Annotated in this window: 39 protein-coding genes and 1 tRNA gene; 32 read left to right on the top strand and 8 right to left on the bottom strand. The window is 66.8% G+C overall.

Annotated features, from left to right (window positions below):
- Positions 1 to 165 precede the first annotated feature (165 nt).
- Positions 166 to 1,581, bottom strand: a complete 1,416-nt coding sequence (locus tag ACQPW1_RS00245) for an FhaA domain-containing protein (protein WP_433660755.1) — start codon at positions 1,579 to 1,581, stop codon at positions 166 to 168.
- Positions 1,582 to 1,808: 227 nt separating this feature from the next.
- On the opposite strand from ACQPW1_RS00245, the gene ACQPW1_RS00250 reads away from it, so the two are divergent.
- The 3 genes from ACQPW1_RS00250 (at position 1,809) to ACQPW1_RS00260 (ending at position 4,305) form a co-directional block, all read left to right on the top strand.
- A tRNA-Leu gene (locus ACQPW1_RS00250) sits at positions 1,809 to 1,891 on the top strand.
- Positions 1,892 to 2,005: 114 nt separating this feature from the next.
- Positions 2,006 to 3,484, top strand: a complete 1,479-nt coding sequence (locus ACQPW1_RS00255; protein WP_433660756.1) for a tyrosine-type recombinase/integrase — start codon at positions 2,006 to 2,008, stop codon at positions 3,482 to 3,484.
- A 38-nt stretch (positions 3,485 to 3,522) separates the two neighbouring features.
- Positions 3,523 to 4,305, top strand: a complete 783-nt coding sequence (locus ACQPW1_RS00260) for a hypothetical protein (RefSeq protein ID WP_433660757.1) — start codon at positions 3,523 to 3,525, stop codon at positions 4,303 to 4,305.
- On the opposite strand, the gene ACQPW1_RS00265 is transcribed toward ACQPW1_RS00260, so the two are convergent.
- The 3 genes from ACQPW1_RS00265 to ACQPW1_RS00275 form a co-directional block, all read right to left on the bottom strand.
- The gene (locus ACQPW1_RS00265; protein WP_433660758.1) at positions 4,302 to 4,997 is read right to left on the bottom strand and encodes a hypothetical protein; all 696 of its coding nucleotides are present in this window, start codon (positions 4,995 to 4,997) and stop codon (positions 4,302 to 4,304) included. The genes ACQPW1_RS00260 and ACQPW1_RS00265 overlap by 4 nt on opposite strands.
- 67 nt (positions 4,998 to 5,064) lie before the next feature.
- A complete protein-coding gene (locus ACQPW1_RS00270) occupies positions 5,065 to 5,361 on the bottom strand; it encodes a helix-turn-helix domain-containing protein (protein WP_433660759.1) in 297 nt (98 codons plus the stop codon).
- Positions 5,362 to 5,701: 340 nt separating this feature from the next.
- Positions 5,702 to 6,031: a helix-turn-helix domain-containing protein gene (locus tag ACQPW1_RS00275; RefSeq protein WP_433660760.1), complete on the bottom strand. Its 330-nt coding sequence runs from the start codon at positions 6,029 to 6,031 to the stop codon at positions 5,702 to 5,704.
- A gap of 149 nt (positions 6,032 to 6,180) precedes the next feature.
- Here ACQPW1_RS00275 and ACQPW1_RS00280 point away from each other — a divergent pair, with 149 nt between their 5' ends.
- From ACQPW1_RS00280 to ACQPW1_RS00310, 7 genes are all read left to right on the top strand, one after another.
- A complete protein-coding gene (locus ACQPW1_RS00280; protein ID WP_433660761.1) occupies positions 6,181 to 6,414 on the top strand; it encodes a hypothetical protein in 234 nt (77 codons plus the stop codon).
- Positions 6,411 to 6,704, top strand: coding sequence for a hypothetical protein (locus ACQPW1_RS00285; RefSeq protein ID WP_433660762.1), 294 nt, complete (start codon positions 6,411 to 6,413; stop codon positions 6,702 to 6,704). The genes ACQPW1_RS00280 and ACQPW1_RS00285 overlap by 4 nt, the downstream gene beginning before the upstream one ends.
- A gap of 136 nt (positions 6,705 to 6,840) precedes the next feature.
- The gene (locus ACQPW1_RS00290; protein ID WP_433660763.1) at positions 6,841 to 7,146 is read left to right on the top strand and encodes a hypothetical protein; all 306 of its coding nucleotides are present in this window, start codon (positions 6,841 to 6,843) and stop codon (positions 7,144 to 7,146) included.
- Positions 7,143 to 7,388: a hypothetical protein gene (locus ACQPW1_RS00295; RefSeq protein WP_433660764.1), complete on the top strand. Its 246-nt coding sequence runs from the start codon at positions 7,143 to 7,145 to the stop codon at positions 7,386 to 7,388. Before ACQPW1_RS00290 ends, ACQPW1_RS00295 begins: the two co-directional genes overlap by 4 nt.
- The gene (locus ACQPW1_RS00300) at positions 7,385 to 7,588 is read left to right on the top strand and encodes a hypothetical protein (protein ID WP_433660765.1); all 204 of its coding nucleotides are present in this window, start codon (positions 7,385 to 7,387) and stop codon (positions 7,586 to 7,588) included. Before ACQPW1_RS00295 ends, ACQPW1_RS00300 begins: the two co-directional genes overlap by 4 nt.
- Positions 7,589 to 7,590: 2 nt before the next feature.
- On the top strand, positions 7,591 to 7,845 hold the full coding sequence (locus tag ACQPW1_RS00305) for a hypothetical protein (RefSeq protein WP_433660766.1): 255 nt from the start codon (positions 7,591 to 7,593) through the stop codon (positions 7,843 to 7,845).
- Entirely contained in the window at positions 7,842 to 9,224 is a 1,383-nt protein-coding gene (locus tag ACQPW1_RS00310) for a DNA cytosine methyltransferase (protein WP_433660767.1), read from the top strand. The genes ACQPW1_RS00305 and ACQPW1_RS00310 overlap by 4 nt, the downstream gene beginning before the upstream one ends.
- Before the next feature lie 17 nt (positions 9,225 to 9,241).
- Here ACQPW1_RS00310 and ACQPW1_RS00315 read toward each other — a convergent pair whose 3' ends face one another.
- The 4 genes from ACQPW1_RS00315 to ACQPW1_RS00330 are packed head-to-tail and all read right to left on the bottom strand — an operon-like array spanning position 9,242 to position 10,978.
- On the bottom strand, positions 9,242 to 9,439 hold the full coding sequence (locus tag ACQPW1_RS00315) for a hypothetical protein (RefSeq protein WP_433660768.1): 198 nt from the start codon (positions 9,437 to 9,439) through the stop codon (positions 9,242 to 9,244).
- A 3-nt stretch (positions 9,440 to 9,442) separates the two neighbouring features.
- Positions 9,443 to 10,423 (bottom strand): hypothetical protein, encoded by a 981-nt coding sequence (locus ACQPW1_RS00320; protein WP_433660769.1) that lies wholly within the window; start codon positions 10,421 to 10,423, stop codon positions 9,443 to 9,445.
- Positions 10,420 to 10,668 (bottom strand): hypothetical protein, encoded by a 249-nt coding sequence (locus ACQPW1_RS00325; protein ID WP_433660770.1) that lies wholly within the window; start codon positions 10,666 to 10,668, stop codon positions 10,420 to 10,422. The genes ACQPW1_RS00320 and ACQPW1_RS00325 overlap by 4 nt, the downstream gene beginning before the upstream one ends.
- A 49-nt stretch (positions 10,669 to 10,717) precedes the next feature.
- Entirely contained in the window at positions 10,718 to 10,978 is a 261-nt protein-coding gene (locus tag ACQPW1_RS00330; RefSeq protein ID WP_433660771.1) for a hypothetical protein, read from the bottom strand.
- Between the two features lie 80 nt (positions 10,979 to 11,058).
- Here ACQPW1_RS00330 and ACQPW1_RS00335 point away from each other — a divergent pair, with 80 nt between their 5' ends.
- The 22 genes from ACQPW1_RS00335 (at position 11,059) to ACQPW1_RS00440 (ending at position 24,496) form a co-directional block, all read left to right on the top strand.
- Positions 11,059 to 11,961 (top strand): PD-(D/E)XK nuclease-like domain-containing protein, encoded by a 903-nt coding sequence (locus ACQPW1_RS00335; protein ID WP_433660772.1) that lies wholly within the window; start codon positions 11,059 to 11,061, stop codon positions 11,959 to 11,961.
- Entirely contained in the window at positions 11,958 to 12,914 is a 957-nt protein-coding gene (locus ACQPW1_RS00340) for a hypothetical protein (RefSeq protein ID WP_433660773.1), read from the top strand. Before ACQPW1_RS00335 ends, ACQPW1_RS00340 begins: the two co-directional genes overlap by 4 nt.
- Positions 12,911 to 13,255 carry a hypothetical protein gene (locus ACQPW1_RS00345; RefSeq protein ID WP_433660774.1) on the top strand — a complete coding sequence of 115 codons (345 nt, stop codon included), beginning with the start codon at positions 12,911 to 12,913 and terminating at the stop codon, positions 13,253 to 13,255. The genes ACQPW1_RS00340 and ACQPW1_RS00345 overlap by 4 nt, the downstream gene beginning before the upstream one ends.
- 49 nt (positions 13,256 to 13,304) lie before the next feature.
- A complete protein-coding gene (locus ACQPW1_RS00350) occupies positions 13,305 to 13,634 on the top strand; it encodes a hypothetical protein (protein WP_433660775.1) in 330 nt (109 codons plus the stop codon).
- A 114-nt stretch (positions 13,635 to 13,748) separates the two neighbouring features.
- Positions 13,749 to 14,036: a hypothetical protein gene (locus ACQPW1_RS00355; RefSeq protein ID WP_433660776.1), complete on the top strand. Its 288-nt coding sequence runs from the start codon at positions 13,749 to 13,751 to the stop codon at positions 14,034 to 14,036.
- Entirely contained in the window at positions 14,029 to 14,475 is a 447-nt protein-coding gene (locus ACQPW1_RS00360; RefSeq protein WP_433660777.1) for a hypothetical protein, read from the top strand. Before ACQPW1_RS00355 ends, ACQPW1_RS00360 begins: the two co-directional genes overlap by 8 nt.
- Before the next feature lie 2 nt (positions 14,476 to 14,477).
- A complete protein-coding gene (locus ACQPW1_RS00365; RefSeq protein ID WP_433660778.1) occupies positions 14,478 to 14,693 on the top strand; it encodes a hypothetical protein in 216 nt (71 codons plus the stop codon).
- 77 nt (positions 14,694 to 14,770) lie between these two features.
- The gene (locus tag ACQPW1_RS00370; protein ID WP_433660779.1) at positions 14,771 to 15,640 is read left to right on the top strand and encodes a hypothetical protein; all 870 of its coding nucleotides are present in this window, start codon (positions 14,771 to 14,773) and stop codon (positions 15,638 to 15,640) included.
- Positions 15,637 to 15,930: a DUF6221 family protein gene (locus tag ACQPW1_RS00375; protein WP_433660780.1), complete on the top strand. Its 294-nt coding sequence runs from the start codon at positions 15,637 to 15,639 to the stop codon at positions 15,928 to 15,930. Before ACQPW1_RS00370 ends, ACQPW1_RS00375 begins: the two co-directional genes overlap by 4 nt.
- A gap of 43 nt (positions 15,931 to 15,973) precedes the next feature.
- Positions 15,974 to 16,153: a DUF6374 family protein gene (locus ACQPW1_RS00380; RefSeq protein WP_433660781.1), complete on the top strand. Its 180-nt coding sequence runs from the start codon at positions 15,974 to 15,976 to the stop codon at positions 16,151 to 16,153.
- A 239-nt stretch (positions 16,154 to 16,392) separates the two neighbouring features.
- On the top strand, positions 16,393 to 16,722 hold the full coding sequence (locus ACQPW1_RS00385) for an HNH endonuclease signature motif containing protein (RefSeq protein WP_433660782.1): 330 nt from the start codon (positions 16,393 to 16,395) through the stop codon (positions 16,720 to 16,722).
- An 88-nt stretch (positions 16,723 to 16,810) separates the two neighbouring features.
- Positions 16,811 to 17,293, top strand: coding sequence for a phage terminase small subunit P27 family (locus ACQPW1_RS00390; protein ID WP_433660783.1), 483 nt, complete (start codon positions 16,811 to 16,813; stop codon positions 17,291 to 17,293).
- Positions 17,268 to 19,028, top strand: a complete 1,761-nt coding sequence (locus ACQPW1_RS00395; protein WP_433660784.1) for a terminase large subunit — start codon at positions 17,268 to 17,270, stop codon at positions 19,026 to 19,028. Before ACQPW1_RS00390 ends, ACQPW1_RS00395 begins: the two co-directional genes overlap by 26 nt.
- A 13-nt stretch (positions 19,029 to 19,041) precedes the next feature.
- On the top strand, positions 19,042 to 19,254 hold the full coding sequence (locus ACQPW1_RS00400) for a hypothetical protein (RefSeq protein WP_433660785.1): 213 nt from the start codon (positions 19,042 to 19,044) through the stop codon (positions 19,252 to 19,254).
- Positions 19,255 to 19,257: 3 nt separating this feature from the next.
- A complete protein-coding gene (locus ACQPW1_RS00405) occupies positions 19,258 to 20,523 on the top strand; it encodes a phage portal protein (RefSeq protein ID WP_433660786.1) in 1,266 nt (421 codons plus the stop codon).
- Entirely contained in the window at positions 20,524 to 21,321 is a 798-nt protein-coding gene (locus ACQPW1_RS00410; RefSeq protein ID WP_433660787.1) for an HK97 family phage prohead protease, read from the top strand. It abuts the gene before it with no gap.
- A gap of 31 nt (positions 21,322 to 21,352) precedes the next feature.
- Positions 21,353 to 22,657, top strand: coding sequence for a phage major capsid protein (locus ACQPW1_RS00415; protein WP_433660788.1), 1,305 nt, complete (start codon positions 21,353 to 21,355; stop codon positions 22,655 to 22,657).
- A 77-nt stretch (positions 22,658 to 22,734) separates the two neighbouring features.
- Positions 22,735 to 22,929 carry a hypothetical protein gene (locus ACQPW1_RS00420; RefSeq protein WP_433660789.1) on the top strand — a complete coding sequence of 65 codons (195 nt, stop codon included), beginning with the start codon at positions 22,735 to 22,737 and terminating at the stop codon, positions 22,927 to 22,929.
- Complete coding sequence (locus tag ACQPW1_RS00425) at positions 22,930 to 23,541, top strand: hypothetical protein (protein WP_433660790.1); 612 nt, start codon at positions 22,930 to 22,932, stop codon at positions 23,539 to 23,541. It abuts the gene before it with no gap.
- Positions 23,538 to 23,843: a hypothetical protein gene (locus ACQPW1_RS00430; RefSeq protein ID WP_433660791.1), complete on the top strand. Its 306-nt coding sequence runs from the start codon at positions 23,538 to 23,540 to the stop codon at positions 23,841 to 23,843. The genes ACQPW1_RS00425 and ACQPW1_RS00430 overlap by 4 nt, the downstream gene beginning before the upstream one ends.
- 3 nt (positions 23,844 to 23,846) lie before the next feature.
- Entirely contained in the window at positions 23,847 to 24,095 is a 249-nt protein-coding gene (locus ACQPW1_RS00435; RefSeq protein WP_433660792.1) for a hypothetical protein, read from the top strand.
- Entirely contained in the window at positions 24,092 to 24,496 is a 405-nt protein-coding gene (locus tag ACQPW1_RS00440; protein ID WP_433660793.1) for a hypothetical protein, read from the top strand. The genes ACQPW1_RS00435 and ACQPW1_RS00440 overlap by 4 nt, the downstream gene beginning before the upstream one ends.
- Positions 24,497 to 24,535 lie beyond the last annotated feature (39 nt).

Genomic DNA, 24,535 nt, shown 5'->3' on the forward strand with positions numbered 1-24,535 from the left:
GGTGCGGTTCGACCACCCCCACCAGCATGCTGGTCTTGCCCGACCCCGGTTCCGGTGCCGTGCGTGTGTTGGCAGCATCATAGGGCCGTAGGTCGAATTCGATCACGATACGACCGACGAATCCTTTATGGCCAAGTCGTGACCTGCATCGCGCAGCTTACGGGATCAGACGATACGGATCAGGATCTCGGAGTGCCCGGCGCGGATCACATCCCCGTCGGCGAGCTGCCAGTCTTGCACGGGTGAACCGTTGACCAGCGTGCCGTTGGTGGAACCCAGATCGGAAAGCATCGCGGTCTGCCCGTCCCAGCGGACCTCGATGTGCCTGCGCGAGACGCCGGTATCGGGCAACCGGAAATGCGCGTCCTGGCCGCGGCCGATGATGTTGCTGCCCTCACGCAACTGGTACGTGCGGCCGCTGCCGTCATCGAGCTGAAGAGTCGCCGAGTAGCCCGATCCCGCCTGCGGGGCAGCGGGATACGCGGGCGCGGCACCATAGCCGGGCTGCGCGCCGTAACCGGGCTGCTGCGAGTAGGCCTGACCGTAACCGCCCTGGTCATCCTGACCGTAGGCACCGGGCTCGGCGTACGCCTGGTCGCCGTAACCGGGCTCCTGGTAGCCCTGCTGGCCGTACCCCGGCTGGGCGTAGCCCTGGCCTTGCTGGCCGTACGCCGGATCCGCGTAAGCCTGATCGCCATAGCCTTGCTGGGCATAGCCCTGCTGCTGGCCGTAGCCCGGCTCCTGGTAGCCCGGCTGACCGTACGCGGGCTCCTGATACCCCGGCTGGCCGTACGCGGGCTCCTGGTAGCCCGGCTGGCCATACGCGGCAGGCTCCTGGTAGCCCTGCTGACCGTAGCCACGATCGGCATAGCCCTGCTGCTGGCCGCCGTAGCCCGGCTCCTGATACCCCGGCTGGCCGTAGGCCTGGCCACCCTGCTGGTAGTCGTAGCCGTTCTGATAGTCGCCGTAACCCTGCTGACCGTCGGGCGCCGAGCCACGCGCGTAATCCTCGCGGTACGCGCCGTTCTGCGCACCGCCGCGACCGGCAGGCGGTGGGGCGTACCCGCGGTTGCGTGGATCGGACTCCGCGGGCTCACGGCTCGGGTCGTAGCCTGAGTTCTGCGTCATGGGGCCAGCTCCTGGTTGCGGGTTTTCAGGTCGTTGTGGCGTGGGTCCAGGGCTCGGAGCCGGTGAAGCTCCGCGACCGACATCCGGGTCGACCCGGCCGCTTGCCCTGAACTGTCCGGTGTGCAGCGTAGGTGATGCCTCGAACGCCACGTGTACTTCGCCGTAGGTCTGCCAGCCTTGCTCGCGGATGTAATCCTGCAGGTGTTTGGCGAACGCGCGGGTGGTGAGGTCGTGATCGGCGTCCAACTGCTGGTGATCGGAAGAGTTGATAGTGATCACATAACTGTTGGGAGCCAACAGATGTCCGCCGTCGAGCTCCTGAACATGATCGGCGGCCTCGCGTTGCAGCGCCGCCTCCACCTCCTGGGGCACGACGTTGCCGCCGAACACCCTGGCGAACACGTCACCGACGGCGCCCTGCAGACGACGCTCGAACCGTGAAACGATGCCCATCTCGGCCTCCCTTCGGTGAGCGTCTCTTCTTCTGATTCGTAACAACGACACGCGTGTATGGCGTGTCGCGTATCGAGCACGTTCATTGCATGATATCCACGATCGTCCACACCTGTAACTCTTGGAAAGATCAGCGGGTTCCCGCGCTTGTCCAGCCCCCGCGTCACGGCCCCCCACGGGCGATTTCGTGTCGGCGCGCGGTGCGTGATACTGTCTCCGAGTCGCTCGGGCGAGTGGCGGAATGGCAGACGCGCTGGCTTCAGGTGCCAGTGTCCTTCGGGACGTGGGGGTTCAAGTCCCCCTTCGCCCACTTAAAATACGCAGGTCAGGGCTGAGATCAATGATCTCGGCCCTATCTGCGTACACACTCCGGTACACAACGGATCTGAGGGGATTCGGCGTCGCGAACCGCTAGGACGCGACCATGGCATCACGCCGTACCCGAATTGCCCCCCTCCCACAGGGACCGACACCCACCCCGCACACCAGCGCCGCGGGCCTCACCACATGGAAAGTGCGCTACCGCATTCCGCGCGGCGGCGCGAAACCCGTCGAGACCTCACGGACTTTCGAGAACCTCACGCGCGCGGCGTGGTTCGCCCGCCTGCTGGTCAACCCCGGCCCGGTCGAGGCCGAGGCGATCCTCGAGGCCATGCTCGCCGCCGAGGCGCGCGGCATCGACTTCGTGTTGCTGCGTGACTACCTGCACAGCTACGTCGACGGCCTGACCGGGATCGAGGCCGAGACCCGCCGCAAGTACCGGCGTTTCATCGACCGTGACATCGTGCCGTTCTTCGGTCACGCCCTGCCCGTCGACGCGCTCACCCCGGCCATGGATGCCGCATGGGTGGTGCACCTGGAACAAGAAGTCGGCAATAGCCCCAAAACCGTGCACAACAAGCACGGGTTCTTGTGCGCGGCCATGGGTGCGGCGGCGCGCCAGCGCCCGGCCCCGCTGATCGCCTACAACCCGTGCAGCGACACGACCTTGCCGCCGGTCTACCCTGCCGCCCTGGACGCGTTCAACGATGAGGAGTTCGAGTTTCTCGAGCAGCTCCTCGCGCCGTTCTGGCGGCCGATGTTCGAGTTCGCGACCATGTCCATGGCACGGCCCGGCGAATACGGCGCGCTGCGCGTGTGCGACATCGACCCCGATACCGGCGCAGTGAGTATCGAGCGTGCCTGGAAATGGGCCAACGGCAACATGAAGATGGGCAAACCGAAATCGGCGCGCGGCGTCCGGACCACCTATGTTCCGCTCGAGACCGTCGGCCGCCTCGATCTCGACCGGCCGCTGACCGACTACCTGTTCCTGACACCGAACGGTAAGCCGGTGACAGCAGTCCGGTTCTACCAACAGGGTTGGGCACCGGCCATCGCGCGGCTGCTCGCCCTGCGCGACGGCGACCGCACCCCGTTCACCGGCCGCGCCGCATGGGCGGGCGCATCGTTCGAGGTGCTGCTCGCCCGCTACGGCCACCTGATCGAGCGCATGTTGCTCAAGCGGCTCACGCCGTACTGCACCCGGCACACGGGCATCTCCTGGCGGCTCCAGGACGGCGAGCCGATCTGGGTTGTCTCACGCGACGCTGGGCATGAATCGATCGCGACCACCGAGCGGTACGGGCGTGTCTCCTCGGCAGCCAGCGCCGCCGCCGCACAGACCGTCGCAGGCCGGTTGCCCCGGCTGCGCCGCGAGGTGGTCGACCTCGAGCAAGCGCGCCGCCGTCGCATGGTCAAACTCGGCGAACTCGGCGAACTCTGCCCGGTCCCCGGCGGATTCGAGGCGATCTGGATGAACACCGAGGGCCTGGTGTGTTCGGCAGTCTTCGCCGACTACGCCGCCGCCGTCGAGCACGTCGCCCAGCACGAGGCAGGCGACCGACTCGCCGTCGCCGCCTGAATTCATTTCCTTTCACCCCGGACATGAAACGAAATCCAATGACAGAAACCCTGTGCCCGTTCCCCATCCATGCCGATCGCGTGTGCGGCCGGACCGTTGCCCAACGGTCCGGCCCCGGCCGCCCGCGCGTCTACTGTGACGACCCGAAACACAATGCGGTCGCCAGACTGCGCGCCGACCGGCGGTTCCGCGCCCGCACGCACCAGGACTCCGACGCCGAGCCGCAACGGCCGGTCACCGAGCGGGTTTCGGCGCTGGCCGCCGCGCTCGACCGGCTCGGCGACCTCAAGGCCGAGTTACTCGCGGAGCTGGCCGACGCCGAGGAACTCGCGGCCGATGTCGCCGACCTCGATCTCGTCGCCGCTGAGATGCGCGCGGTAGAAGCAGCGGCCGACGCGCGGGTCGCGCTGGCACTCGCGGCGCAGGCCGCCGCCGAGCGTGACGCCGCGCAAGCCCGCCGAGAGCGCGACGAGGCCGTCGAACTATCCGAGATCGCTTGCGACGCCGCAGAAGAGGCGATAGCGGGCCGCGACGAGGCCGTCGAGGCCGTGACCAGGATGCGGGAGGACTGCGACCGCGATGTCGCGCGCGTGTCGGCGGTCGCGGACGCCGAACTGGCGAAGATCGACGCCGCACTCGTCGAGGCACGCGCCGATCGGGATCGCATCACCCGCGTAGCCGAGAGCGCGCTCGCCGAGGTCCGGGCGCACTGCGCCGATAATCACCGGCTCGTCGACGCCATCGGAGCGCGCTCGCCGGTGCGCCAGCACAGGGCCAGAGCCACCGGGCAGCGGCGACGAGCGGCGCGTCGCGCGGCTTAGTCGGCCGAGCGTGCGCGTCGCACTGTGTTCACTATGGCGAGCATGCCGCTAGCGGCCAGGAACAGCAGGGCGGGTGTTCCGCCTAGCTGCATGAACAGGTGATAGAACCGCGGGAAGGTGTCCGGGCTGAATATCAGCACCGCCGCCCCGCCGAGCGCGTATACGAGGCAACACACCCCGATGGCGAAGAACGCATAGAGGGCGCGGCGTGGCCCGCCCGCGCGCAGGCCGCTCACGCTCGCTGTGATCATGAGCAGTGCGAACAGGTCGGACCAGCTGATACTGATCCAGGTGTAGACCACGCTCCAGGAGTCGCGGAGTTCAAAGACTTCGTCGGACTCGCGAACACTGCCGTCGCCGAGCCACCAGGCCACCAGCACGGCTACGGCAATCGCGCCCATCACCGCCGACCACACCGGTTCGAGCCGGTGACGCCCGACCGCCCGCACACAGACGGCCCCCAGAGCCCACAACCCGAGCGCGAGGAATTCCAGCTGGAATAGATCGGTGAGATTGGCCCCCAGCCAGGCGAGGCGCGGGTCGAGGAAGCGATCGACGCGTTCGAGTGCAAGCCCGTAACTCGTTGCCACGGCGAGCATCCCGACAGTTAGCACGCGTGAGCGGGGCTGATCGCGCCACAGAAACAGCCTGACCACAGCGACGCCGCCCAGGACAAGCACGGCGAGCAACATCTCGGCAGTGTACAAATTCGTGGGAGGTTTGAGAACCGCGATCACGGTCTCACGCTGGTAATACCGGTCACTCGACCCCGAACGCCGCGCGCCACTCGTCGCCGGCACTCGGCACGTCGCCGCGGGCGATACGGTCCAGAGCGCCGCCGAGGAGTTCACCCGCGGTCGTGTCCAGGCCGATCGCCACCGCGATCAGCTGGTGCACCAGGGCATTGCGCTCGGCTCGCTCGAGACGTAGGTAGACGTTCTTGGCGAGCCCGGCGCGCTCCCATACCTGCCGCTGTAGCAAGCCGAGGGCTTTCCGCCGTCGCAGGATCTCCGCGCCGAGCGCTCGCCTGATTAAGGGTTCATCTGGTGGCTTCACTGCTGGTCACTCCCGGTCGGGGTGCGCGTTGTGGTGCCGAGGTTGTATCTGGACATTACCCTTGCGGGTACCCCAATCGGGGTATTACAGTCCGAAACCATCCGGTATTTACCGGACTGGTGTGCAGCAAAAACGCGCGAGGCCCATCCGTCAGGGGGAGGACCCGCACCATGGTTGACGCAGGGGTGATGAGGTGGAAGCAAACGCAAACGCAGACCCTTCGGTCGCGATCAGTCACGGACGGCGCGCACATCGGGGGTGCGCGCCGTTCGTTTACGGGGGAGATACCGACGTTGTCGCGCTGGTCGTAGACGCCCGTCGGCGCGGGGGAACGGCCGCGCTACTCGCGGCCCTTGATGCCGACTTTCTTCTCAGCCGGATTGATTAGGTCGCTCGGCGCGATGTCGAGAGCGCGGCAGATATCGAACAGCTGATTGATGTTCGCTGCGGTGTCGCCGTTCTCGATGCGTTGCAGCGTCTTCAAGTTCATCGGAATCGCCGCCGCCAGCTGTACGCGAGTCAACTTTTTCGCGGTTCGCTGAACTTTGATCTGTAACCCGAGTTCCTCGGCGAGTTGCCGCCGTTGCTCGGCGACCTCGTCGTCGGGCTGCTCGGCAGCGTCGTCGAGCCCGTCCCCGAGGTCGGTCTCGGCCGTGCTGGTGTGGTCCATGGTGTCCATTCTGAGGACAAATATGACCTTATAGCAAGTCCCGATCAATTCGCTCATTTGTTCGAAGGTTTGCTATAAATGGACTTCCCAGTCCGTAAGTGGACATATTTAGGGTTGTCAGTGGACATGAAACGGGTTACGTTCGGTTCATGGGCAAGATCAACCGAGCAGCTGCCGACGCGGTGCGGGAGGCGATCGACGGCGCTCGACCTCGGGTAACGCAACGCGCTGTGTCCGACGAGGCACGCATCACTGCCAGCACCTGGCGTCGGCGCATGACCGGCGCGACCGCATTCCGGGTCGACGAATTCGTGACCGTCGCGCGTTTGCTGGGCAAGAACCCCGGCGAGCTGCTCGACCGAATCGCCCGCGAGTCGGCATGAACCTCGAGATCGAGACGTTCCCGCTCGACTACGTCGTCGAGCGCACCGGCGTCCCGTCCGAGCGTTGGATCCGCATTCGGCTCAACGACGGACGGCTGCGCGGCCGTCGTGCGGGCCGCAAATGGCGCATGACCGAGAGCGATATCGCCCACCTCGTCGCGTCCATCGTCAACGAGACCGAGTCACAACCGGAACCCGGACCCGTATCGGTACCGCCTGCGCCTGCACCACCCAATCCGACCGGCTTGACCGCCGCGAGTCGGCGACGCCTCGCGAGCCGCACCCACTGAGCCCCCCTCGGTGCGGTGTACAGACGCCGACGCCGCGCCGAGGGATTGCGCAACCCCGGAGGGAGTACCGGCAGGTGAACCCCCTCACACCTGACCTCCGGGGTTGCGCATCCATCCCGAACACGGAGGCCACACGATGACCAATAACCCACCTCAACGGATCCCATGCCGGTACCAAGACGGCACACCCGTGCCCGAGGTCGAGGCCGACATGATCATGCGGGCACTGGGTTTCACCTGCGCCCGTGAGGCCGAGCGCATCATCGGCGACGCCGAGCGCCGCCGACGAGAACGCCGCGACCAGGTTTCGGCCGAGTTCGCCGAGTCCCGCGCGCAATGGGACGAGGCACACGCCAGCCTCGCCGAGCGCGGCGTGCTCACCGGCAACCCCACCGCCGATGCACGCCGGATCACCCGACACCTAGCCGCGAGCGCGGCATGAACGCCCGCGCCCAGCACACCGACCTGTCCGAGCTGCCGCCAGATCTCGCCGACGCGTTGCGCTATGGCGCGGTCGCGGTGGTGGCCGGGCACAACCCGGACGACCCCGACACGATGCGCGTCGAAGCGTTCCGCCTGGTGCCGCCGATCGCACTGCCCCGCAAGACGATCGCCGCCACCGATGCCGCTCACGCGCTGCGATGGATGGCCGACAGCCTCGAATCCGACGGGCGGCCGTTGTGACCGGCCCATGGTTCGAGGTCTACGAGGCCGCCACCGCGCGCGGCGCGCGAATGCGCGTGCACACCCATGGCTGCTCGTGCCTGAACTGCCGATTCGGCCACCCGACCGCCGCCCAATCGGACTCGGTCGACGAGGACACCGGCGGCGCATGGGACCGCGGGCACGACCAAGCCACCGACATTCGCAACGAGGTGTGGTGAAGATGGCGCGCCACACCGATCACGACGAACTCGCCGCCGAGGCACTGTCCATCTGTGCGGCCGTGCGCGAACTCGGCCCGGCCGAGACGTATCGGACACTGACTCTCGCCTGCCAGCGCGACCCCGAACGCATGGCCCAAGTAGCGATGACCCTCGCGACATGGGTCGACTACGACGGCCCGACAAGTGCTCTGATCAAACGCGCCGAGGCAATCGTCGAGAGCCGGATCGATGCCGCACGGGCGGTGTCGGGATGAGGATCGGCTCACTGTTCTCCGGTGCCGGAATGCTCGACGTGGCCGCTACCGAAGTGTTTCCCGGCGCTGCGGTGGCATGGCACGCCGAGATCGACCCGGCCGCCTCGCGCGTGCTCGCGCACCACTGGCCGCACGTGCCGAACTTCGGCGACGTGACCGAGATCGACTGGGCCACCGTGCCACCGGTCGAGATCCTCACCGGCGGATTCCCGTGCCAGGACGTTTCGGCGGCCGGGAAGCGCGCCGGCCTCGGCCTCGGTACGCGCTCGGGGCTGTGGTCGCACATGCGCGACGCAATCGAGGTGATCGGCCCGCGGTGGGTGCTGATCGAGAACGTGAGAGGTCTGCTCAATGCCCGAGCCATTCGCGAAGTGGAATCCAAGTCAGATGTGGTGGGAGACGGGGCAAGTCGACCTGTTCTCCGAGCAATCGGAGCCGTACTCGGCGACCTGGCCGATATCGGGTATGACGCGCAGTGGACGAGCCTACGAGCGTCCGCCGTGGGCGCCTGCCACCGACGAGAACGAGTGTTCATCCTCGCCCACCCTGCCGACCCCGACCGCACGCGATCACAAAGGCGAAGCGAATCCGCCGGGCCGCGAACGGGGAGGACGACCACGCACGGCGGGCAGCAACACCTTGCCCGACACAGTGCGCCAGATGTTGCCGACGCCCAGGGCGGCCGACTGGAAAGGCTCGATGACGGCACCGGCCGCGCGCAAGCACGTCGAGGACGGGAACGGGACATTGCCCGAAGTGCTGGGGGCGCACCTGGATCCGTGACGGCGTTCCTGCCGACGCCCTCGGTCGCCGACGGCACCGGCGGGCACGTCACCCGATCGGGTGACCGCCAAGGCGAGATGTTGCTCGGTGGGCTCGCTCGCGCGCACGCCGATGGTGCGTTGATGCCGACGCCGCGCGCGAGCGACGGCACGAAAGGTAGTCCGGGGCAGCATGGTTCGAGCGGCGACCTGATGTTGCCCTCGGCGGTACAACGTCTGTTACCGACCCCGAACGCCTCAGACGGCACCGGTGGCGGTGTCCACCCTGACACACGCGAAGGGCATACGAACCAGCTCATTGACTATGCGGTACTGCACAATTCGCCCCGCTGGGGGCAGTACGAGAGCGCGATAGGTCGTCAGGAAGCGTTGTCGCGCCCCGCGCCGTCGCCGACCGAGCCGAACGCGAAAGGCAATCCCCGCCTGTCGACGCGGTTTGCCGAATGGATGATGTTCTGGCCGCTCGGTCACGTCACCGATCCGGCTCTCGCGCTTACTCGGATCGAGCAGTTGCGCATCATCGGTAACGGCGTTGTCGTGCCGCAAGCGATTGCAGCGGGCCGCCACCTGCGCACGATGTGCGAGGTGGCGGCGTGAGGATTGTTTCCCCCAAGTCAGTTTCGGTCTACCCAGCGTGTCAATGCGTCGATCAGTTCACGCGCTTGCGCCGGGGTGAGATCCGAGGCCATGAAATCGCCATCGTCGAGGCGCTCGGCGTAGAACGTGGCCGTTCGGTCGTCGTTGTCGACCACCCGCAAACGGTAGTCGTCGGCATCGATGGAGGCGAAGATCTCGGTAGCGTCGTCGCTCATCGGTCAGAGCCCCTCGATCGCATCCACGATCGTGGCGATACCGCCGGACTTGGCGTCGTCGAGCCCCTCCATCTGGACCTGTTCGCACAGCGGGCCGTGCTCGTCGCGAAACACCGTGAGCCGGTAGGTTTCCGGATCCCAGGTGAAGCGGGCGACGAGCGCCTCGTACTCGCCCTCGGCGTACTCGCCGGTGCGGAAGGTCCACAGCTCGAGCGTGTCGTGCGCGTCCAGCTCGGCGGCGTCGGTGACCTGTGTCCATCCCTCGGTCGGCGTCGCACCGAACAGGGTGTGCTCGCAATTCCAGTGCTCGCGTGCCGCCTGTGCGTGTTCGCTCGATTCGTAGTCGTCGTCATAGTTCGGGTCGCCGCCGAACCGAGCCCAGGTGGAGCAGCCTGCGGCGAATCCCTCGACGTCCTTGTCGACGACGATCACGTCACTGACGAACGACATACCCAGATCGTCGATGATCACGGTGGCCTCGGCGTCGTAGTCGCCGAGGATCTCGGTCGGAACCTCGAGAATCTTCCACGCCTCGGTGTGGTCGCTGTTGACGCCGAAGGTGCCGGAGGTGACGGCGCGCACGGCGACTCGGGTGGTCTTCGTCTCGGGCTTTTCGGCGTCGTGATCACTCTTTGCGAGCGAGGCGAAAGCCTGTCGGTAGGCGGCCTCGAGTGTGTCGCCGATCCCTTCGGTTATCCAGGTGTCGGCCTCGACGGATCGCCCGATGTTGTACAGCCCGACGCACCACGTCCTCGGGTTTTCGCCGTAGGCGTCCTCGTCGCGACTGCCGACGAGGCACGCGTCGCCGTTGGTGGCGAGCATTCGGCGTCCTGGTCCGGCCGTGGCCTGCAACGCTGTTTCGCCTCGGCCGGTCCATACGACCTCGGGCGATCTGTCGTGGTCGCGCAAGAAACTGATTTCGGCGGCGTACCGCTCGGTGAGTTCGGCGATGTAGGCATCGCGGTTCGTGTCGGTGGTGCTCATGTCGGTGGGTCCTCTTCGGGTGTCTCAGTGGCGTATCGGGTGAGGTATTCGCGCAGCACCTCGAGCAGGTCTCGGCCTTCATCGGCGGCGCGTTGTTCGGCGGGCTCCCAGATGCCGTATTGGGTGAGGTGCTCGCGAATCACGTCGGCGACCTCGCGGCCTTCACGCTTGGCGCGCTTCTCGGCGGGATCCCAGATCTCATCGGCGATGCGGATCGTTCGGCGCTGCGTGCCCTGGCTCGGCATTGGGTGCTCCGTTCTGAATTCGGCTGTGCGGCTCGATGTTTCGAGACTGTCAGTCGACGAATTCGAGGTGTGCGGGCTCGATACCGCTCCCGTACACCTCGTTGTCGAACTTGACCGCATAGCGGGTGTAGGGAGCGTATCCGTGCGACTCGACGGACTCGATCGTGCCGACCCAGCCAGCCTCGAGCGCACGCCGGTAATCGGCCTGGTTGGGTGCGTCCCATCCCGGCCAACCGGGGGCGATGCCGTTTCCGGTGACGCCGTCGAGCAAGCGGATGCGGCGGCCTTTGTGGTGAGCGTTGATGTTCATTCGAGTGACTCCGTTCTCAGTGGGTGTCTGACACCTACGATAACAGGGTGTCTGACACCCGCGCAAGAGGGTGTCAGACAGTGAATGACATATGCGGCACAACGGATCTCGACCGCGAAGCTTGCTGGCACTGTCAGGCGAAAGCCGCCCCGCTCGCGCTGCGAGCGCCGGGGCTGTACCCCGGCGTGCCCGAGGCCGAGTACCACGGCGACCTCAAGGCGTTGTCGTGCTCGGGGGCGAAAGCGCTGTGCGAGACGGTGCCCGAGCAATGGCTCTACGACTGGCGAAACCCTGAGCCTGCCGAGGTGTCCGAGACCATGGAATTCGGTTCGGCGGTCCATTCGCTGACCCTCGGCGTCGGCGCGCCGGTGGTCGAGATCCATGCCCAGAACTGGAACCGCAAGGCCGATCAGGAGATTCGACGTAAGCACCGCGCGGCCGGAGAAATCCCGCTATTGAGCGCGAAATACAGGGCCGCTGTGGCGATGGCCGATGCGGTGCGGCTACACCCGGTGATCGGCCCGCGTCTCGAGGCGAGCCAGCGCGAGCTATCGGGCTGGTTCCTCGACCGAGAGACCGGGATACGGCGCAGGTTCCGCACGGACGCGCTCTACACCTCGCCGTCGGGTGCGGCGCTGGCGATGGATCTCAAGACCGCCGAGACCGCGGACCCGCGCCGCTTCGCCGAATCCATTCGCAAGTTCGGCTACCACCAGCAAGAGCCCTGGTATGTCGAGGGACTCGCCGAGAACGATGTCGACGCCGCGTTCCTATTCGTCGTCGTCGCCCGTCGCCCGCCGCACCTGGTCTCGCTCAACCAGATACCGGCCGCGTTCGTCGAGCGCGGTCACGAACGCAACCGCCGCGCGATCGAGCTGTACGCCTCGTGCCTCGCGGCGGGCGAGTGGCCGGGCTATGGCACCGGAATTCATGAAATCCCCCAGCCCGCATGGGTTTACAAACAAGAGGAGTACGCAGCGTGACCACTGACCTTGCTGTCGCCGAGTCCTACACCCCGGCAACGATGACCGCGGCGATCGTGTCCGATCTGCAATTGCAGGTACAGGCACTCGACGCCGCATACACGATCGCTAAATCGCTGTGCCAGACCGCATTCGCGCCGAAAGACTTTCATGGCCGACCCGAAGAGGGCGCGGTCGCGATTTTGTACGGTTCCCGCCTCGGCCTCGACGCCGTGCAGTCACTACAGAACATATTCGTCATTCACGGCCGCCCGTCCACCTACGCCAAGGTCATGAAAGCGGCGATCCTCACCGCCGGCCACGAACTGTGGACCGTCGAGACCTCGGCGACGCGGTGTGTCGTTCGCGGTCGCCGCAAGGGCGCAGACCCTGACCTGCCTCCCGAGGAATCGGTGTGGGACCTGGAACGGGTCAAGACCGCCGGGTACGACAAGACCAACGAGAAGTACCGCCGCGAACCTCAGAACATGCTCTACGCGCGAGCAACCGCTGAGTGCGCCCGCAAGGTCGCGCCCGAGGCACTGCTCGGCATAGACATGGAGGTCAACGAAGCTCGCGACGCCGGACCGGCCCCGGTACGTGTGCGTTCCGAGCGAGTGTCCGCGGCCGACGTTCTCGGCGAGACGCCGCCCGCTGAGGCATCGGACCCGGAACCGCCCGCACAACCCCCGCACGAGGCCGAACAGCCGGACGCGACCGCCGAGCCGGACACCGAACCCGCGCCGCTCATCGAGCCCGCGAGCACCACCGCGCAGCAACGCAAGCTCGCGATCCTGCTCGAGCAGCACGGCACTACCGAGCGCGAGGACAAGCTCGAGTACCTCGGCAAGCAGTTCGGCCGGACGTTCGACAGCTCGAAAGAACTCACCCGCGTCGAGGCAACGCAGCTGATCGAATACCTATCCAAGCCCGCCGAGGATGACGCCGCCGAGACCGAAAGCAGCGACCAGTGAGCGCGCCGATTCCGCCGCTCAGCGCCGAGGAACAGCGCGCCGCCGCGCACCTGTGGGAAGTCGCGCACGAGTACCTCGTCGACTCCCGGCGCCAGGACACCACCTATCGAGAACAAGCCGAAGCGGCGCAGATCGCCGCCGGATTGTTCACCGCCGCGCAATCGCGTGCCCTGATCGTCGTCTCCGAGCTGCTCGGCGCGCTGGTTGTCGAGCAGCACACCGCGAACCTGATCGCCGCGTACAACTCTGGCGCACTCGATACCGGCGCGGAGTACGGGCGCGTGCGCGACCTGATCAATGGATTACTCGGGCCGGTGGAACCGGAAGGCCCGCGCACATGACTACGGAGGTGCCCTAGTGGGCTTGCCCTGGGCGCGCACAGATACCAACTTGCCGACACACGACAAGATCCTCGAGCTACTCGATTTGGCCGGGGGACCGAAGGGCAAGGCCGCCGCGTTCGTCTACGTCTGTTCCTACCTGTGGTCGGTCGCCAACGGCACCGATGGCGTCATCAAACGCAGTGCGCTCCCGTTCATCCATTGCACCAAGGCCGACGCGAATTGGCTTGTGCAAGCGGGTCTTTGGCAATGCGCCGAGGGCGGATATCGGATCAACAACTTCGGCGACCGCAACGTCGTCGGATTCGCACAACAGGCGCTGAGCGACACCCGCGCCGAGGCAGGCAGGAAGGGGGCGGCGGCGCGATGGCGCGAGTGAATTTGCCATATGGCAAAACCGTTGGCTCACAACAGGGTTTGCCATCACGTTTGACAAGTTGGCTTACCCTAACGAACGGACGTACGGACGGACTAACGGAGATTGCTACTCGCGTTGGCATCGAATCCTACGTTTCGCAACGCGCACGAGCGCGGGCCACAAATCATCACCGGCAGCGACGAACAGCGGTGCGCCATGGGTGAATTCCGGCGACTCGACCGCTATGGCGAACCCGTCGAACCCCACGAATGCCGCGACGGCTGGGCGACCGAAGAACACGAAGACGTGCAACGCCCGTGCCTGCTGTGCCGCCGATCCCGCCCGCCCGTCGTCAACTACGACCCGACCTACCTCAGCGAGCGCGCCCGCCTCGCCATCGAGAAGGACAACCGCCATGGATGAGACTCGCGTGCTCTCGATGCTCGACACCGTCGCCGAGGCGACCAGCGAGCCACCCGCACGCCGACCGCGCCGAAACCGCCGCAGCGCCAAGGCCGCCGGAACACGGCACGAGTCGGCAACCGCCGAATACCTCGCCGAGCACGTCGACGACCGGATCGAACGCCGGGCCAAGAACGGCCGCCGCGACCGCGGCGACCTGTCCTCGGTCCGCGCGCCCGGCGGCGGCCGACTCGTCGGCGAATGCAAGGACTACGGCGGCCGACTACTGCCCGGCCAGTGGCTCGCCGAGGCCGAGATCGAGCGCGGCAACGATGACGCCCTCGCATCGTTCGTCGTAGCCAAGCGGCGCGGCGTCGCGGACCCCGGTGCGCAATTCGTCCTGATGACCGTTCGCGACCTCGCCGCGATCCTGACCGGCGTCCGACCCGAGGAGGTTTAGCGATGGCATGGTTCGACAACTACGAGCGCGACGTACTCGGCCAGCCGGGCGCGCCCTGGCCGACTCGGCCTCGGTCGTTGCCCGTCGACGAGAACGACCCGGTCGAGCCCGTCGCATGGGATATCCACATCGAGCCAAACCCGCCGAGCTGGGCGTCGTGGCTGCGTACCGAGTTCGGACACATGCTCGATGCTCTGCGGGTGTGGCGGTGGCTATGACTGACACGGCCTGCCGTGAGTGCTCACGTCCCGTAGGCGACGCGTTGCCGCTATGCCTGACCTGCGTCGATGGCATTGTGACCGATCTGCAGGACGTTCCGGGCCTGTGCGCCGAGCTGGCGATCACCCGCGCCGGGCTGGGCCGCACAGGCGCAGTTTCGGCCGGCGGGCGCTCGGCCGAAACACCGCTACCGGTGCGCGCCACCCGATACCGCACGACCATGCAAGGCGACCGTGCACTCTCACGACTCGAAACCACGGTGCACGGCTGGACACGAGCACTCGCCGAAGACCTGGGCGTGACGCCGTTCATCGACGGCCCTCACCTGCTCGCCCTGGTGCGCGAGCGGCGCGGCGACATCGGCCGCGACCCCGGCACGCTGCCGCTCACGCAGCCGACCGAACTCGAGCAAGCCGCGGTATGGCTCGCCGGGCACCGCCACCAACTACGCGCGCACGAGGCCGCGCACGAACTACTCGTCGAGGTCTCCGGCGCGCTCGCCGAGCTGCGCTACCTCGTCGATCGGCCGATCGAACTCCGCTACCTCGGACCGTGCCCGGCAACGCTCACCGACGGCCGCGGCTGCGGCGCCGAACTGCGCGTACAGCGCGGTGCATCCTGGGTGCGGTGCGGCCGGTGCCGAATACAGCACGAGGTCGCCGAGATCGAGAAATCCGCGCGAGCAGCGGCCGAGAACCTCTCCTACACCCTCGCCGACCTCGTGCAGGTCACCACGAGCATCGGCCAACCCGTCGCGAAAACCACGTTGTACCGGTGGAAACGCGAGCACCGCCTCGAGCCGACAGGATGGCAACACCGCGACGAGCACGGCGTCGTGCGGATCACCGATCACCCGATCGACGACAGCGCGGTGCGCGTCTACCGCATCGGCGATGTCCTCGCCCTGGCGCGCCGAAACCAGATCGCGAGAGGATCGGCGGCATGAGCGAACCTCGGATCGACGAGTTCATACGAGCCCGCCTGGCCGAAGACGAGGGGACGGCGAGCACCGCGTCGAACCCGGCCCAAGTCCTACGCCAAGTCCGAGCGACCCGTGAAACGTTTGTCGCGATCCTCGAGTACACCGGCACGTGGGAACTGCTGGTGCAATCCCCGCCGTCCTCGGCCGCCGCTGTCGCGGCCGACATAGCCGAGATCCGCGCTATCCGCGCTATGGCCGCCGTCTGGTCGGCTCACCCCGACTATCAACCCGAGTGGAGAATCAACGACCAATAACACACTCTCGAATACCTGTTCGACTCGAGGTACTGTCTCGGTCATGCCTCAAATCACTCGGCTCGAATGGGCATACATGAACATCAACCAGGTTCGCGAGCAGCTGCTCGACGCCGCAGCGTTCAGCAAATACCTGCCCCCTGAGCAGCTGGAGAACGCTGCGGGCAAACTTGCTGAGGGTCTGCGAGTCTATACAGAAGAGACACGAAAGCTCGCTGAGTAGAGGGCAATCTGTACACCAAATCCATGATTTGATGTACAGTGGCACTCGAAACCGCTACTGACGACCCGACCCCGGGTACTGATCAGGGCGGTTTTTTCATGCCCTGATGCGAGGAGCCTGCCGTGCTGTCTACCCTTTCCGCCGTCCTGTCCGCCGTCAACTGGGTCGAGGTCGGTGTCGGCCTCGCGAAGATCATCGGCGCACTGATCAAGGCCGCGATCTAGCCAACCGCCTGCACCATGCCGAACCGACCGCCTCGACTGTGTAGCCGATGCCGAAGGACCGCACCCGCCGGGCAACGGTGCCTGTGCTCCCCGGCATGGACCGGACACAACGGCTACACCGGCAGCGGCAGCACGCGCAGATGGCGAACCTTGCGTGCCGCCAAGCTCGCAGCCGACCCGATCTGCGAGCGGCCCACGTGCCGCGCCCTCGCCACCGAGGTTGACCACATCACGCCCGTCTCGGCCGAGGGCGACCGATACGACTGGGCGAACCTGGCGAGCCTGTGCTCGCCGTGCCACCTCGACAAGACCTTGACCGAGGCCCTGGCCGCCCGCTGGGGGTAGGGGGTCGCCACCGCTGGGCCGCCCCGGCCCGGACCACGCTCGGTGGTGCTTGTGTCGCACGCTCAGCTCGACGCCCAAGGGGGTGCACATGGCCGCACCGACACCGCGACCGGCCGCTCTGCGGCTGCTGACCGGCCGCGCCGAGGGCCGAGACAGCGGAGGGCGAGTCGTCACGCCCCCGCCGGCCTTTCGCCGGATCCCGCCCAAACCGCCGACCTGGCTCAGCCGCGAGGCCGTCGCCGAATGGCGGCGCGTGGTGCCCGGCCTGTCGCGCCTGGACCTGCTCAAAGAGGAAGACCGCGCCGCGCTCACCTCCTATTGCGAGACCTGGGCGACCTACGTCGAGGCAATCCGCGACGTGCGACGCAACGGGCTCACGGTCGAGAACACCTCGACCCGCAAGGACGGCACCGAGTCGACCTGGATCACGAAGAACCCCGCCGTCGCGGTCGCCGAGCGCGCCGCGCAACAGCTGCGCTCGTGGTGCCACGAGTTCGGGCTGACACCCTCGGCCGAGTCACGCCTCGGGCGCGAGGCGGCCGAGGATGACGACGACAACCCGTTCGCCTAGCAGCCCACACGGCATCGAGCTACCCGACGCCGAGGAACTCGACCGGCTCAAGCTCTCGCCCGAGGTCGCCTGGTACCTGATCTCGCGTGGCATCCCGTTGCCGGATTGCCCGCCGCGCTGGAAGACACCCGAACCCAGGGACGAGCCAGGCGCGCGGTTCGATCCCGAGCGGGTCGACAAGGTGCTCACGGTGTTTCGCAACCTGCGCCACACCAAGGGCAGGCTCGCGGGCAAGGCGCTGGTTCCCGATCCCTGGCAGGTCGCCTACATCCTGGCGCCGGTGTTCGGGTGGGTGCACCTGGATGAGGATCTCGGCATCTACGTGCGGATCATTCGCACGCTCTATGTCGAGCTACCGCGCAAGAACGGCAAGAGCACCCTCGCCGGGGGCATCGGGATCTACCTCACCACCGCCGACGGCGAAGAGGGCGCGCAGGTGATCGCCGCGGCGACACGGCTGGAACAGGCACAGTTCGTGTTCGCTCCTATCAAGCAGCTCGCCGAGAAGTCGCCCGCGCTCAAGCAGCACGTTCGCGCGTACAAGGCCAAGATCGTGCACGGGCGCACCGCGTCGTACTTCCAACCGGTCGCCAATGCCGGTGACGCCCAGCACGGCGCGGACTTGCACGGCGGCATCGTCGACGAGCTGCACTTGCACAAGACCAATGACCTCGTCGAGGCCATCGAGACCGGCACCGGCTCACGCTCGCAACCGCTGATCGTGTTCATCACGACGGCGGACGCGTCGCGCAAAGAGACCCCGTACGACCGCAAGCGCACACTCGTCGAGCAGCTCGCCCGACGGGTACTCAAGGATCCGGCGACCTACGGCGTGATCTGGGCCGCCGACGAGCAGGCCGAGGGATTCGACCCGTTCAGCGAGGCCGCCCAGCGCGCCGCGAACCCCGGTTTCGGGATCTCGCCGACGCGGGCGTTCCTGCGACAGGCCGCGATCAAGGCGCAGCAGTCCCCGGCCGACCACGCGAGCTATCTGCGGTTGCACCTGGGGATCCGAACCAAGCAGTCCGAGCGCTACCTCGACATCACGGCATGGGACCGCAACGCGAGCATCGTCGGCGAGGCGCGGTTGCACGGCCGCGAGTGTTTCGGCGGCCTGGACCTCGGCGCGACGAGCGACCTTACGGCGCTGTGCTGGGTATTCCCGGACGCCGAGCGTGGCGGCTATGACCTGCTCTGGCGGCTGTGGACACCCGAGGACAACGTCGCCGCGCTGGACAAGCGCACCGCGGGCGCGGCCTCGGTCTGGGTGCGCCGAGGCATCCTGACCGCGACGCCGGGCAACGTCGCGGACTACGACTACATCCGCGCCACGATCAAAGCCGACGCCGAGCTGTTCGATATCCGCGAAATCGCTTACGACCGTTGGAATTCCAGCCAGCTTGTCAACGACCTCATGAGCGACGGCGCACCCATGGTGACCATGGGGCAGGGGTATGCGTCCATGTCGAGCCCGACCAAGGAACTACAGCGGCTCGTGCTGCTCGGCACCGAGGACGCCCCGGTCATGCGGCACGGCGGCAACCCGGCAGTGCGCTGGATGGCCGACAACTTCGCCGTGGCCATGGATCCGGCGGGAAACGTCAAGCCCCACAAAGCATTAGCCGCGGACAAGATCGACGCCGTCGCGGCGCTGATCATGGCTCTCGGCCGGGCCATCGACACCGGACCAGGGCAGAGCAGCGCCTATGAGGATGACGGCCTGATGGTCGTGTGAGGGAGAGGCGGCCATGGGATATCGGTACGTCGCGCATCGGCGCGTGGTGGTGAATCTGCTGTCGGGCACAGCGATTTCGGGCGTGATCACCCAGACGCGCGGGCCGCTGTACGTGATCAGGGACGCGACCGTGCACGACGGCGACCAGGCGGCCCCGGCCGACGGCGAGCTGATCGTCGACAAGGCGAACGTCGACTACATCCAAGCGTTGACGCCGAGGGGGTGAGCGGTGGCTTTCGTCGTCTCCGAGGGCGCTATCCGGTCGCTGTCGCGCCCGGACATGCCTGCCATGCCGCGCGTCACCATCGCCGACGGCCTCTCGATCGACTACTACGAGTTGTGGCGGACTCAGCCCGCCGTGCGCACCTGTGTGTCGTTCCTGGCGCGCAATATCGCCCAGCTCGGCATCCATGTGTTCCGTCGGACGAGCGACACCGAGCGCGAACGAGTGACCGAGCACCCGGTCTCGAATCTGATCGAGCGCCCGGCGCCATGGATGACGCGCTACCGGCTCATGAACGCACTTGTGCACGACTTCGCGATTTTCGACCGGGCCTATTGGTGGAAATCGCAAACCGCCAACGGGAACGGGCTCATACGGCTACCGCCGCCGCTGGTCACACCGAAGGGCGAGAACTGGCTGACACCGGACTCGTTCGAGGTGTCGGCGTCCAAGGGCAAGCGGATCATTCCAGCGGACGAGATCGTGTATTTCCGGGGCTACAGCGGCACCAACGATTTCGGTACGAGCCCGATCGAGAGCTTGCGGCAGACCCTCGCCGAGGAATTCGCCGCGACCAAGATGCGCGAGCAGGTGCTACGCAACGGCGCACGGATCTCGGGCTACCTACAACGCCCGATCGAGGCCCCGAAGTGGTCGGACCCGGCGCGGGAGAAGTTCCGCAAGGAATGGCACAGCCAGTACGCGGGCAACGGACCGCAGGCCGGCGGAACCCCGATCCTCGAGGACGGAATCAGCTTCCAGGCCGCAGCCCAGAACGCGAAAGAACTCCAGTACCTCGAGGTCCGCAAACTCTCGCGTGAGGAAGTCGCGGCGGCGTATTTCATCCCGCCGCCCATGGTCGGAATCCTCGACCATGCAACGTTTTCCAACATCACCGAGCAACACAAGATGCTCTATCAGGACACCCTCGGCCCCTGGCTGGTGATGTTCGCCGAGGAACTCGAGCTACAGCTCGTGCCCGACCTCGCCGGTACCGACCGGCTCTACGTCGAATTCAACTTGCGCGAGAAGCTGACCGGCTCGTTCGAGGAACGCGCCACGCAGATGCAAACCGCCGTCGGTAGCCCGTGGATGACCGTCAACGAGGCTCGCGCGCTGGACAACCGGCCGCCGATCGAGGGCGGCGACGAATTGGTGCGCCCGCTCAACGTCACCCAGAACGGCGACCAAGAACCGGTACCCGCCGAACCAGCACCCGAACCCGACGACGAGCCCGCCACCGACCCCGACGCACCCGAGGAGGGCGAGTAGATGCTCACCAAGAACGCCGTCGCGGCTATCAAGGCCGGACCCGACGACGGCCTCGCAGAGGGCGAATTCAGCGCCTACGCCAGCGTTTTCGGCAACAAGGACTCTTACGGCGACGTGGTCATGCCGGGCGCGTTCACCAAGACACTCGCGGCCTGGTCGGCCAAGGGTGACCCGATTCCGCTGCTGTTCGGCCACAACATGAGTGACCCCGATTTCAACATCGGCGAAGTGGTCGAGGCCAGCGAGGACGAGACCGGGCTCAAGGTGCGAGCACGGCTCGATCTCCAGAACCCCAAGGCCGCGCAGGTCTACCGAATGATCAAGGGCCGCAGGGTCAATCAGATGAGTTTCGCCTACGACGTGATCACCGGCGGATACGAGCAGCGCGCCAAGGACGGCGACCCGGTCGAGGGCGGCGAGCCCGAGTCCGAGGAGTTCTACGCGCTGCACGAACTCAAGCTCTACGAGGTATCGGTCGTGACGATCGGCGCCAACCAAGAGACCGAGATCCTCGCCGTGAAATCGGTTGCCGCACTGGCAGACCGGTTCACCGGCGACATCAAGGCGGGCCGGGTGCTCTCGGCCAAGAACGAGACCGAGATCCGCGGCGCGCACGAAGCGCTGTCGCGGGTGCTCGAAGTTCTCGACGCAAACACAGACGAGGAGAAGGCCAGCGGTAAGCCCGGTAAATCCGTCCGTCCCGATGCGCAGGGGCCAGCGGTAGCACCGGTAAATCCGTCCGTCGTGACCTCGGCAGTGCGAGACGCGCTCGCGCTCGAAATCGAGCTGATCGCGTAATCAACTCTCCGAGAAGGGGTTTACCGAAATGATGACCAAGACCAAGCTCGCCGACCTCCAAAAGGCCGCCTTGTCGGCGACCGAGGCGGCGCGCACGATCGCCGAGAAGGCCGACGGCGACCCGAGCGCCTGGGCCGAGCAGATCCTCGCCGACTACAACGCCGAAATGACCAAGGCTCGCGATCTGCTCGCACAGATCAAGGTCGCCAAGGCCGACCTCGAGTTGCTCGACGAGGCCAAGAACCTGGCCGCCGAGATCGGCGAGCCCGCGCTCGGCGACCTGGATGCGCAGGGCAATCAGCCCGTACGCGAACGCGTCAAGGCGCTCGGGCTCCAGGTGATCGACTCGCAGGCGTTCAAGTCGGTACTGGCACCGTTCAAGGACGGCCGGATTCCGGACAAGACGCGAATCCAGTCCGACCCGATCGACATCAAGGGCTTGTTCGTCGGCGGCACCGACACCAGCGCGGGCGCGTTCGTGGTCAACGAACAGTCGGGCATCGTGGAAATGCTCGGCCGCAAGCCGCTCACCATCCGCGACCTGGTCTCGGTGCGCCGCACCGGATCCGACGCCGTCGAATACGTCGAGCAGACGAGCCACACCAACAACGCCGCAACCGTCGCCGAGGCGATCTCGAGCGCCGCTCCGACCGCACCCGGCGCTGCCGGTCCGCTCGTGCGCGACCCGAACGGCGGCTACAAGCCCGAGGGCGCTTGGGCGTTCGTGCGCCGCGTCGCCAACGTCAAAACCATCGCCGAGTGGGTGCCCGCGACCAAGCGAGCCCTCGCCGACGTGGCCGCGCTCGAGGGTCTGATCAACGACGAGTTGCGCGCCGATGTGGCCGAGGCCGAAGAGGGCCAGATCCTCAACGGCAACGGCACCGGCGAGAACCTCACCGGTATCAACAACTGGTCGGGCGTGCAGACCCAAGCGTTCTCGACCGATATTTTCGAGTCGGTGCGCAAGGCCATCACCAAGGCCCGCACCATCGGGCGCGTCAACCCGAACGCCGTGGTGGTCAATCCGGTCGACGCCGAAAAGATCGACCTCGCGAAGGATCTCAACGGCGCCTACCGCTACGGCGGCCCGCAGATGATCGGCCCCCGCAAGATGTGGGGTGTACCGGTGGTCGAGTCCGAGACCCAGCCCGCGGGCGTTGGCACCCTCGGCGACTTCGCCAAGGCGGTGCTGTGGGATCGCGAACAGACCACGGTCACGATGACCGACTCGCACGAGGATTTTTTCGTGCGCAACCTGGTCGCGATCCTCGCCGAGGAGCGGCTCGCGTTCGCCGTCACTCGCCCGACCGCGTTCGTCAAGGTCTCCCTCGCCTGATGGCGCTCATCAGTTCACGCTCGGTCGGGGCACCCTCGCCTCGGCCGAGCGTGGCAGGCAATCAAGGAGGTGACGACGTGCCCGAACTGCGGCTCTACGAGGTCGAAATCAACGGCGTACGAACCACTCTGCAACTCAGCGACGCCGACGCCGCAGAGCGCGGGATCTTTCTGCAGGGCGTTGAGGACAAGGCGGCGGCCCCGGCCAACAAGGCGCGTACGCCGGCGAACAAGACCGCCCGCACGGCCTCGACCAGGCGTAAGGCCGAGTAAGTGAGTGCCCCTGTGCCGCTGCTCGACCTCGCGACGTTTCAGGCGCTCGTCGCCGGGACCGGGCTCGAGGCGTTGCGTCTGTCTGGCATCGTGCGCGATATCCGCGACTACTGCGGATGGCACATCGCGCCCGCGATCGACGAGACCCTCGTCGTCGACGGTAGCGGCGCGGACGTGCAGCAGCTCCCAACGCTGCTGCTGAACTCGGTTGCCTCGGTGAGTGAGAACGAGATCGCCGTGCCCGCCGATGACTACGAGTGGTCGCGCGACGGCTCGTTGCGCCGCTGTCGCGAACATGGGTTGCTACCGCTGTCGCTCGACGATTTCGGATGGAGCCGCGCGTACCCGCGCACCTGGGGGCCGCCACGGTGGACGCGCCGGTATCGAGGCATTGCCGCGGTTGTGAACCACGGTTATGCCAGCGTGCCCGAGAATCTCGTTTCGGTGATCCTCGACGCCGCCTCGGCCGCCGTCGCCGCGCCGGTCGGTATCGCGGTGGATCAACCGGAAACGATGGGGCCGTTCACCTTCGGCGGCACGACGAGCGGTGTCGAGTTCAGCGCGGCGCAATATCGGGTGCTCGACCGGTTCAAGGTGCCGGGCAAGCCGTGACCGAGATCCTCACCCGCCACCGTGGCGGCGGCACCGACGGCGACGGCAACCCGATCCCATGGGTTGATACTCCGCTCGCCGCGCTGGCAATCGCACCCGGCGCGACCGAGGACTACAAAGACCGAGGCCGCAACGGTGACCGCGTCGAATACTCGGCCTACTTCTACCCGGCCGCCGACATCGCCAACGCCGACGAGGTGACCGTGCGCGGCCGACGCATGGCCGTACAGGTCGAACAGTGGGTATCGCCCTACACCGGGAGAACCGGCACCGTCGTGTTGTGCAGCAGTGGGGAGGGCTGAACGGTGGCCCGTCCCCGAGTCACGCTGTACCGCAACAACGTCGCGAAGCTGCTCAAGAACCAATACGGCGCCGAGGTCAACGCGCTTACCCGCGCCATCGCCGCCGAGGTCGGCGAGGACGCCGAGGTCACCGAGTACACCACCGACCGACAGGCCGCGAGCGTTCGCGTACCCGCGCACCGCCAAGCCCGCGACGGCGCACTCACCCGAGCCGCGGCGGCGCTTGGCCTCGAGATCAAGGCCAAGCCGTGAAGCCGTACCGGCTCCCGGCGGATCCGGCGAAGCTGATCAAGAACAAGCTCGCCGCTACCGTGCCCGGCCTCGTCGCCGCACCGCACCCAACCGTCGCGCTCACCGTGCCCGCGAACTGGTCGACGGCCTCACCACCGCATATCGGGGTGTTCGACGACGGCGGCGGCAATCGTTGGCCCGTGTCGACCGCGCCGACCGTGCGCGTCACGGTGTGGGCCGCCGGGCGCGACCGAGCCCGCGGCATCGCCGGTGTCTGCCTCGGCGTGCTGTTGACCTACCGAATCGACGGCGTCGCCACGATCACCGCGCCGACGGGCCTGCTCGAGGCGCTCGACGCGCACAACAGCGGGCAAATGTGCTCGTTCACGGTGACCGCGCAAGCGCGGACGCTCGCGGGATGACCGCGAACCCATTGACCACCTGCCCCTTTCGGGTGGGGG

Origin of the sequence: Nocardia sp. CA-128927 (assembly GCF_050955855.1) — a bacterium.
GTDB lineage: Bacteria > Actinomycetota > Actinomycetes > Mycobacteriales > Mycobacteriaceae > Nocardia.

Coding starts and splice junctions, on each gene's coding strand:
- ACQPW1_RS00255 (WP_433660756.1), top strand. CDS start 2,006: ATGGCATCACGCCGTACCCGAATTGCCCCCCTCCCACAGGGACCGACA.
- ACQPW1_RS00400 (WP_433660785.1), top strand. CDS start 19,042: ATGGGATATCGGTACGTCGCGCATCGGCGCGTGGTGGTGAATCTGCTG.
- ACQPW1_RS00260 (WP_433660757.1), top strand. CDS start 3,523: ATGACAGAAACCCTGTGCCCGTTCCCCATCCATGCCGATCGCGTGTGC.
- ACQPW1_RS00280 (WP_433660761.1), top strand. CDS start 6,181: ATGGGCAAGATCAACCGAGCAGCTGCCGACGCGGTGCGGGAGGCGATC.
- ACQPW1_RS00330 (WP_433660771.1), bottom strand. CDS start 10,978: ATGAACATCAACGCTCACCACAAAGGCCGCCGCATCCGCTTGCTCGAC.
- ACQPW1_RS00305 (WP_433660766.1), top strand. CDS start 7,591: ATGGCGCGCCACACCGATCACGACGAACTCGCCGCCGAGGCACTGTCC.
- ACQPW1_RS00380 (WP_433660781.1), top strand. CDS start 15,974: ATGCCTCAAATCACTCGGCTCGAATGGGCATACATGAACATCAACCAG.
- ACQPW1_RS00365 (WP_433660778.1), top strand. CDS start 14,478: ATGGCATGGTTCGACAACTACGAGCGCGACGTACTCGGCCAGCCGGGC.
- ACQPW1_RS00295 (WP_433660764.1), top strand. CDS start 7,143: ATGAACGCCCGCGCCCAGCACACCGACCTGTCCGAGCTGCCGCCAGAT.
- ACQPW1_RS00390 (WP_433660783.1), top strand. CDS start 16,811: ATGGCCGCACCGACACCGCGACCGGCCGCTCTGCGGCTGCTGACCGGC.
- ACQPW1_RS00415 (WP_433660788.1), top strand. CDS start 21,353: ATGACCAAGACCAAGCTCGCCGACCTCCAAAAGGCCGCCTTGTCGGCG.
- ACQPW1_RS00385 (WP_433660782.1), top strand. CDS start 16,393: ATGCCGAACCGACCGCCTCGACTGTGTAGCCGATGCCGAAGGACCGCA.
- ACQPW1_RS00325 (WP_433660770.1), bottom strand. CDS start 10,668: ATGCCGAGCCAGGGCACGCAGCGCCGAACGATCCGCATCGCCGATGAG.
- ACQPW1_RS00310 (WP_433660767.1), top strand. CDS start 7,842: ATGAGGATCGGCTCACTGTTCTCCGGTGCCGGAATGCTCGACGTGGCC.
- ACQPW1_RS00395 (WP_433660784.1), top strand. CDS start 17,268: ATGACGACGACAACCCGTTCGCCTAGCAGCCCACACGGCATCGAGCTA.
- ACQPW1_RS00320 (WP_433660769.1), bottom strand. CDS start 10,423: ATGAGCACCACCGACACGAACCGCGATGCCTACATCGCCGAACTCACC.
- ACQPW1_RS00275 (WP_433660760.1), bottom strand. CDS start 6,031: ATGGACCACACCAGCACGGCCGAGACCGACCTCGGGGACGGGCTCGAC.
- ACQPW1_RS00290 (WP_433660763.1), top strand. CDS start 6,841: ATGACCAATAACCCACCTCAACGGATCCCATGCCGGTACCAAGACGGC.
- ACQPW1_RS00315 (WP_433660768.1), bottom strand. CDS start 9,439: ATGAGCGACGACGCTACCGAGATCTTCGCCTCCATCGATGCCGACGAC.
- ACQPW1_RS00245 (WP_433660755.1), bottom strand. CDS start 1,581: ATGGGCATCGTTTCACGGTTCGAGCGTCGTCTGCAGGGCGCCGTCGGT.
- ACQPW1_RS00375 (WP_433660780.1), top strand. CDS start 15,637: ATGAGCGAACCTCGGATCGACGAGTTCATACGAGCCCGCCTGGCCGAA.
- ACQPW1_RS00285 (WP_433660762.1), top strand. CDS start 6,411: ATGAACCTCGAGATCGAGACGTTCCCGCTCGACTACGTCGTCGAGCGC.
- ACQPW1_RS00410 (WP_433660787.1), top strand. CDS start 20,524: ATGCTCACCAAGAACGCCGTCGCGGCTATCAAGGCCGGACCCGACGAC.
- ACQPW1_RS00360 (WP_433660777.1), top strand. CDS start 14,029: ATGGATGAGACTCGCGTGCTCTCGATGCTCGACACCGTCGCCGAGGCG.
- ACQPW1_RS00265 (WP_433660758.1), bottom strand. CDS start 4,997: ATGTTGCTCGCCGTGCTTGTCCTGGGCGGCGTCGCTGTGGTCAGGCTG.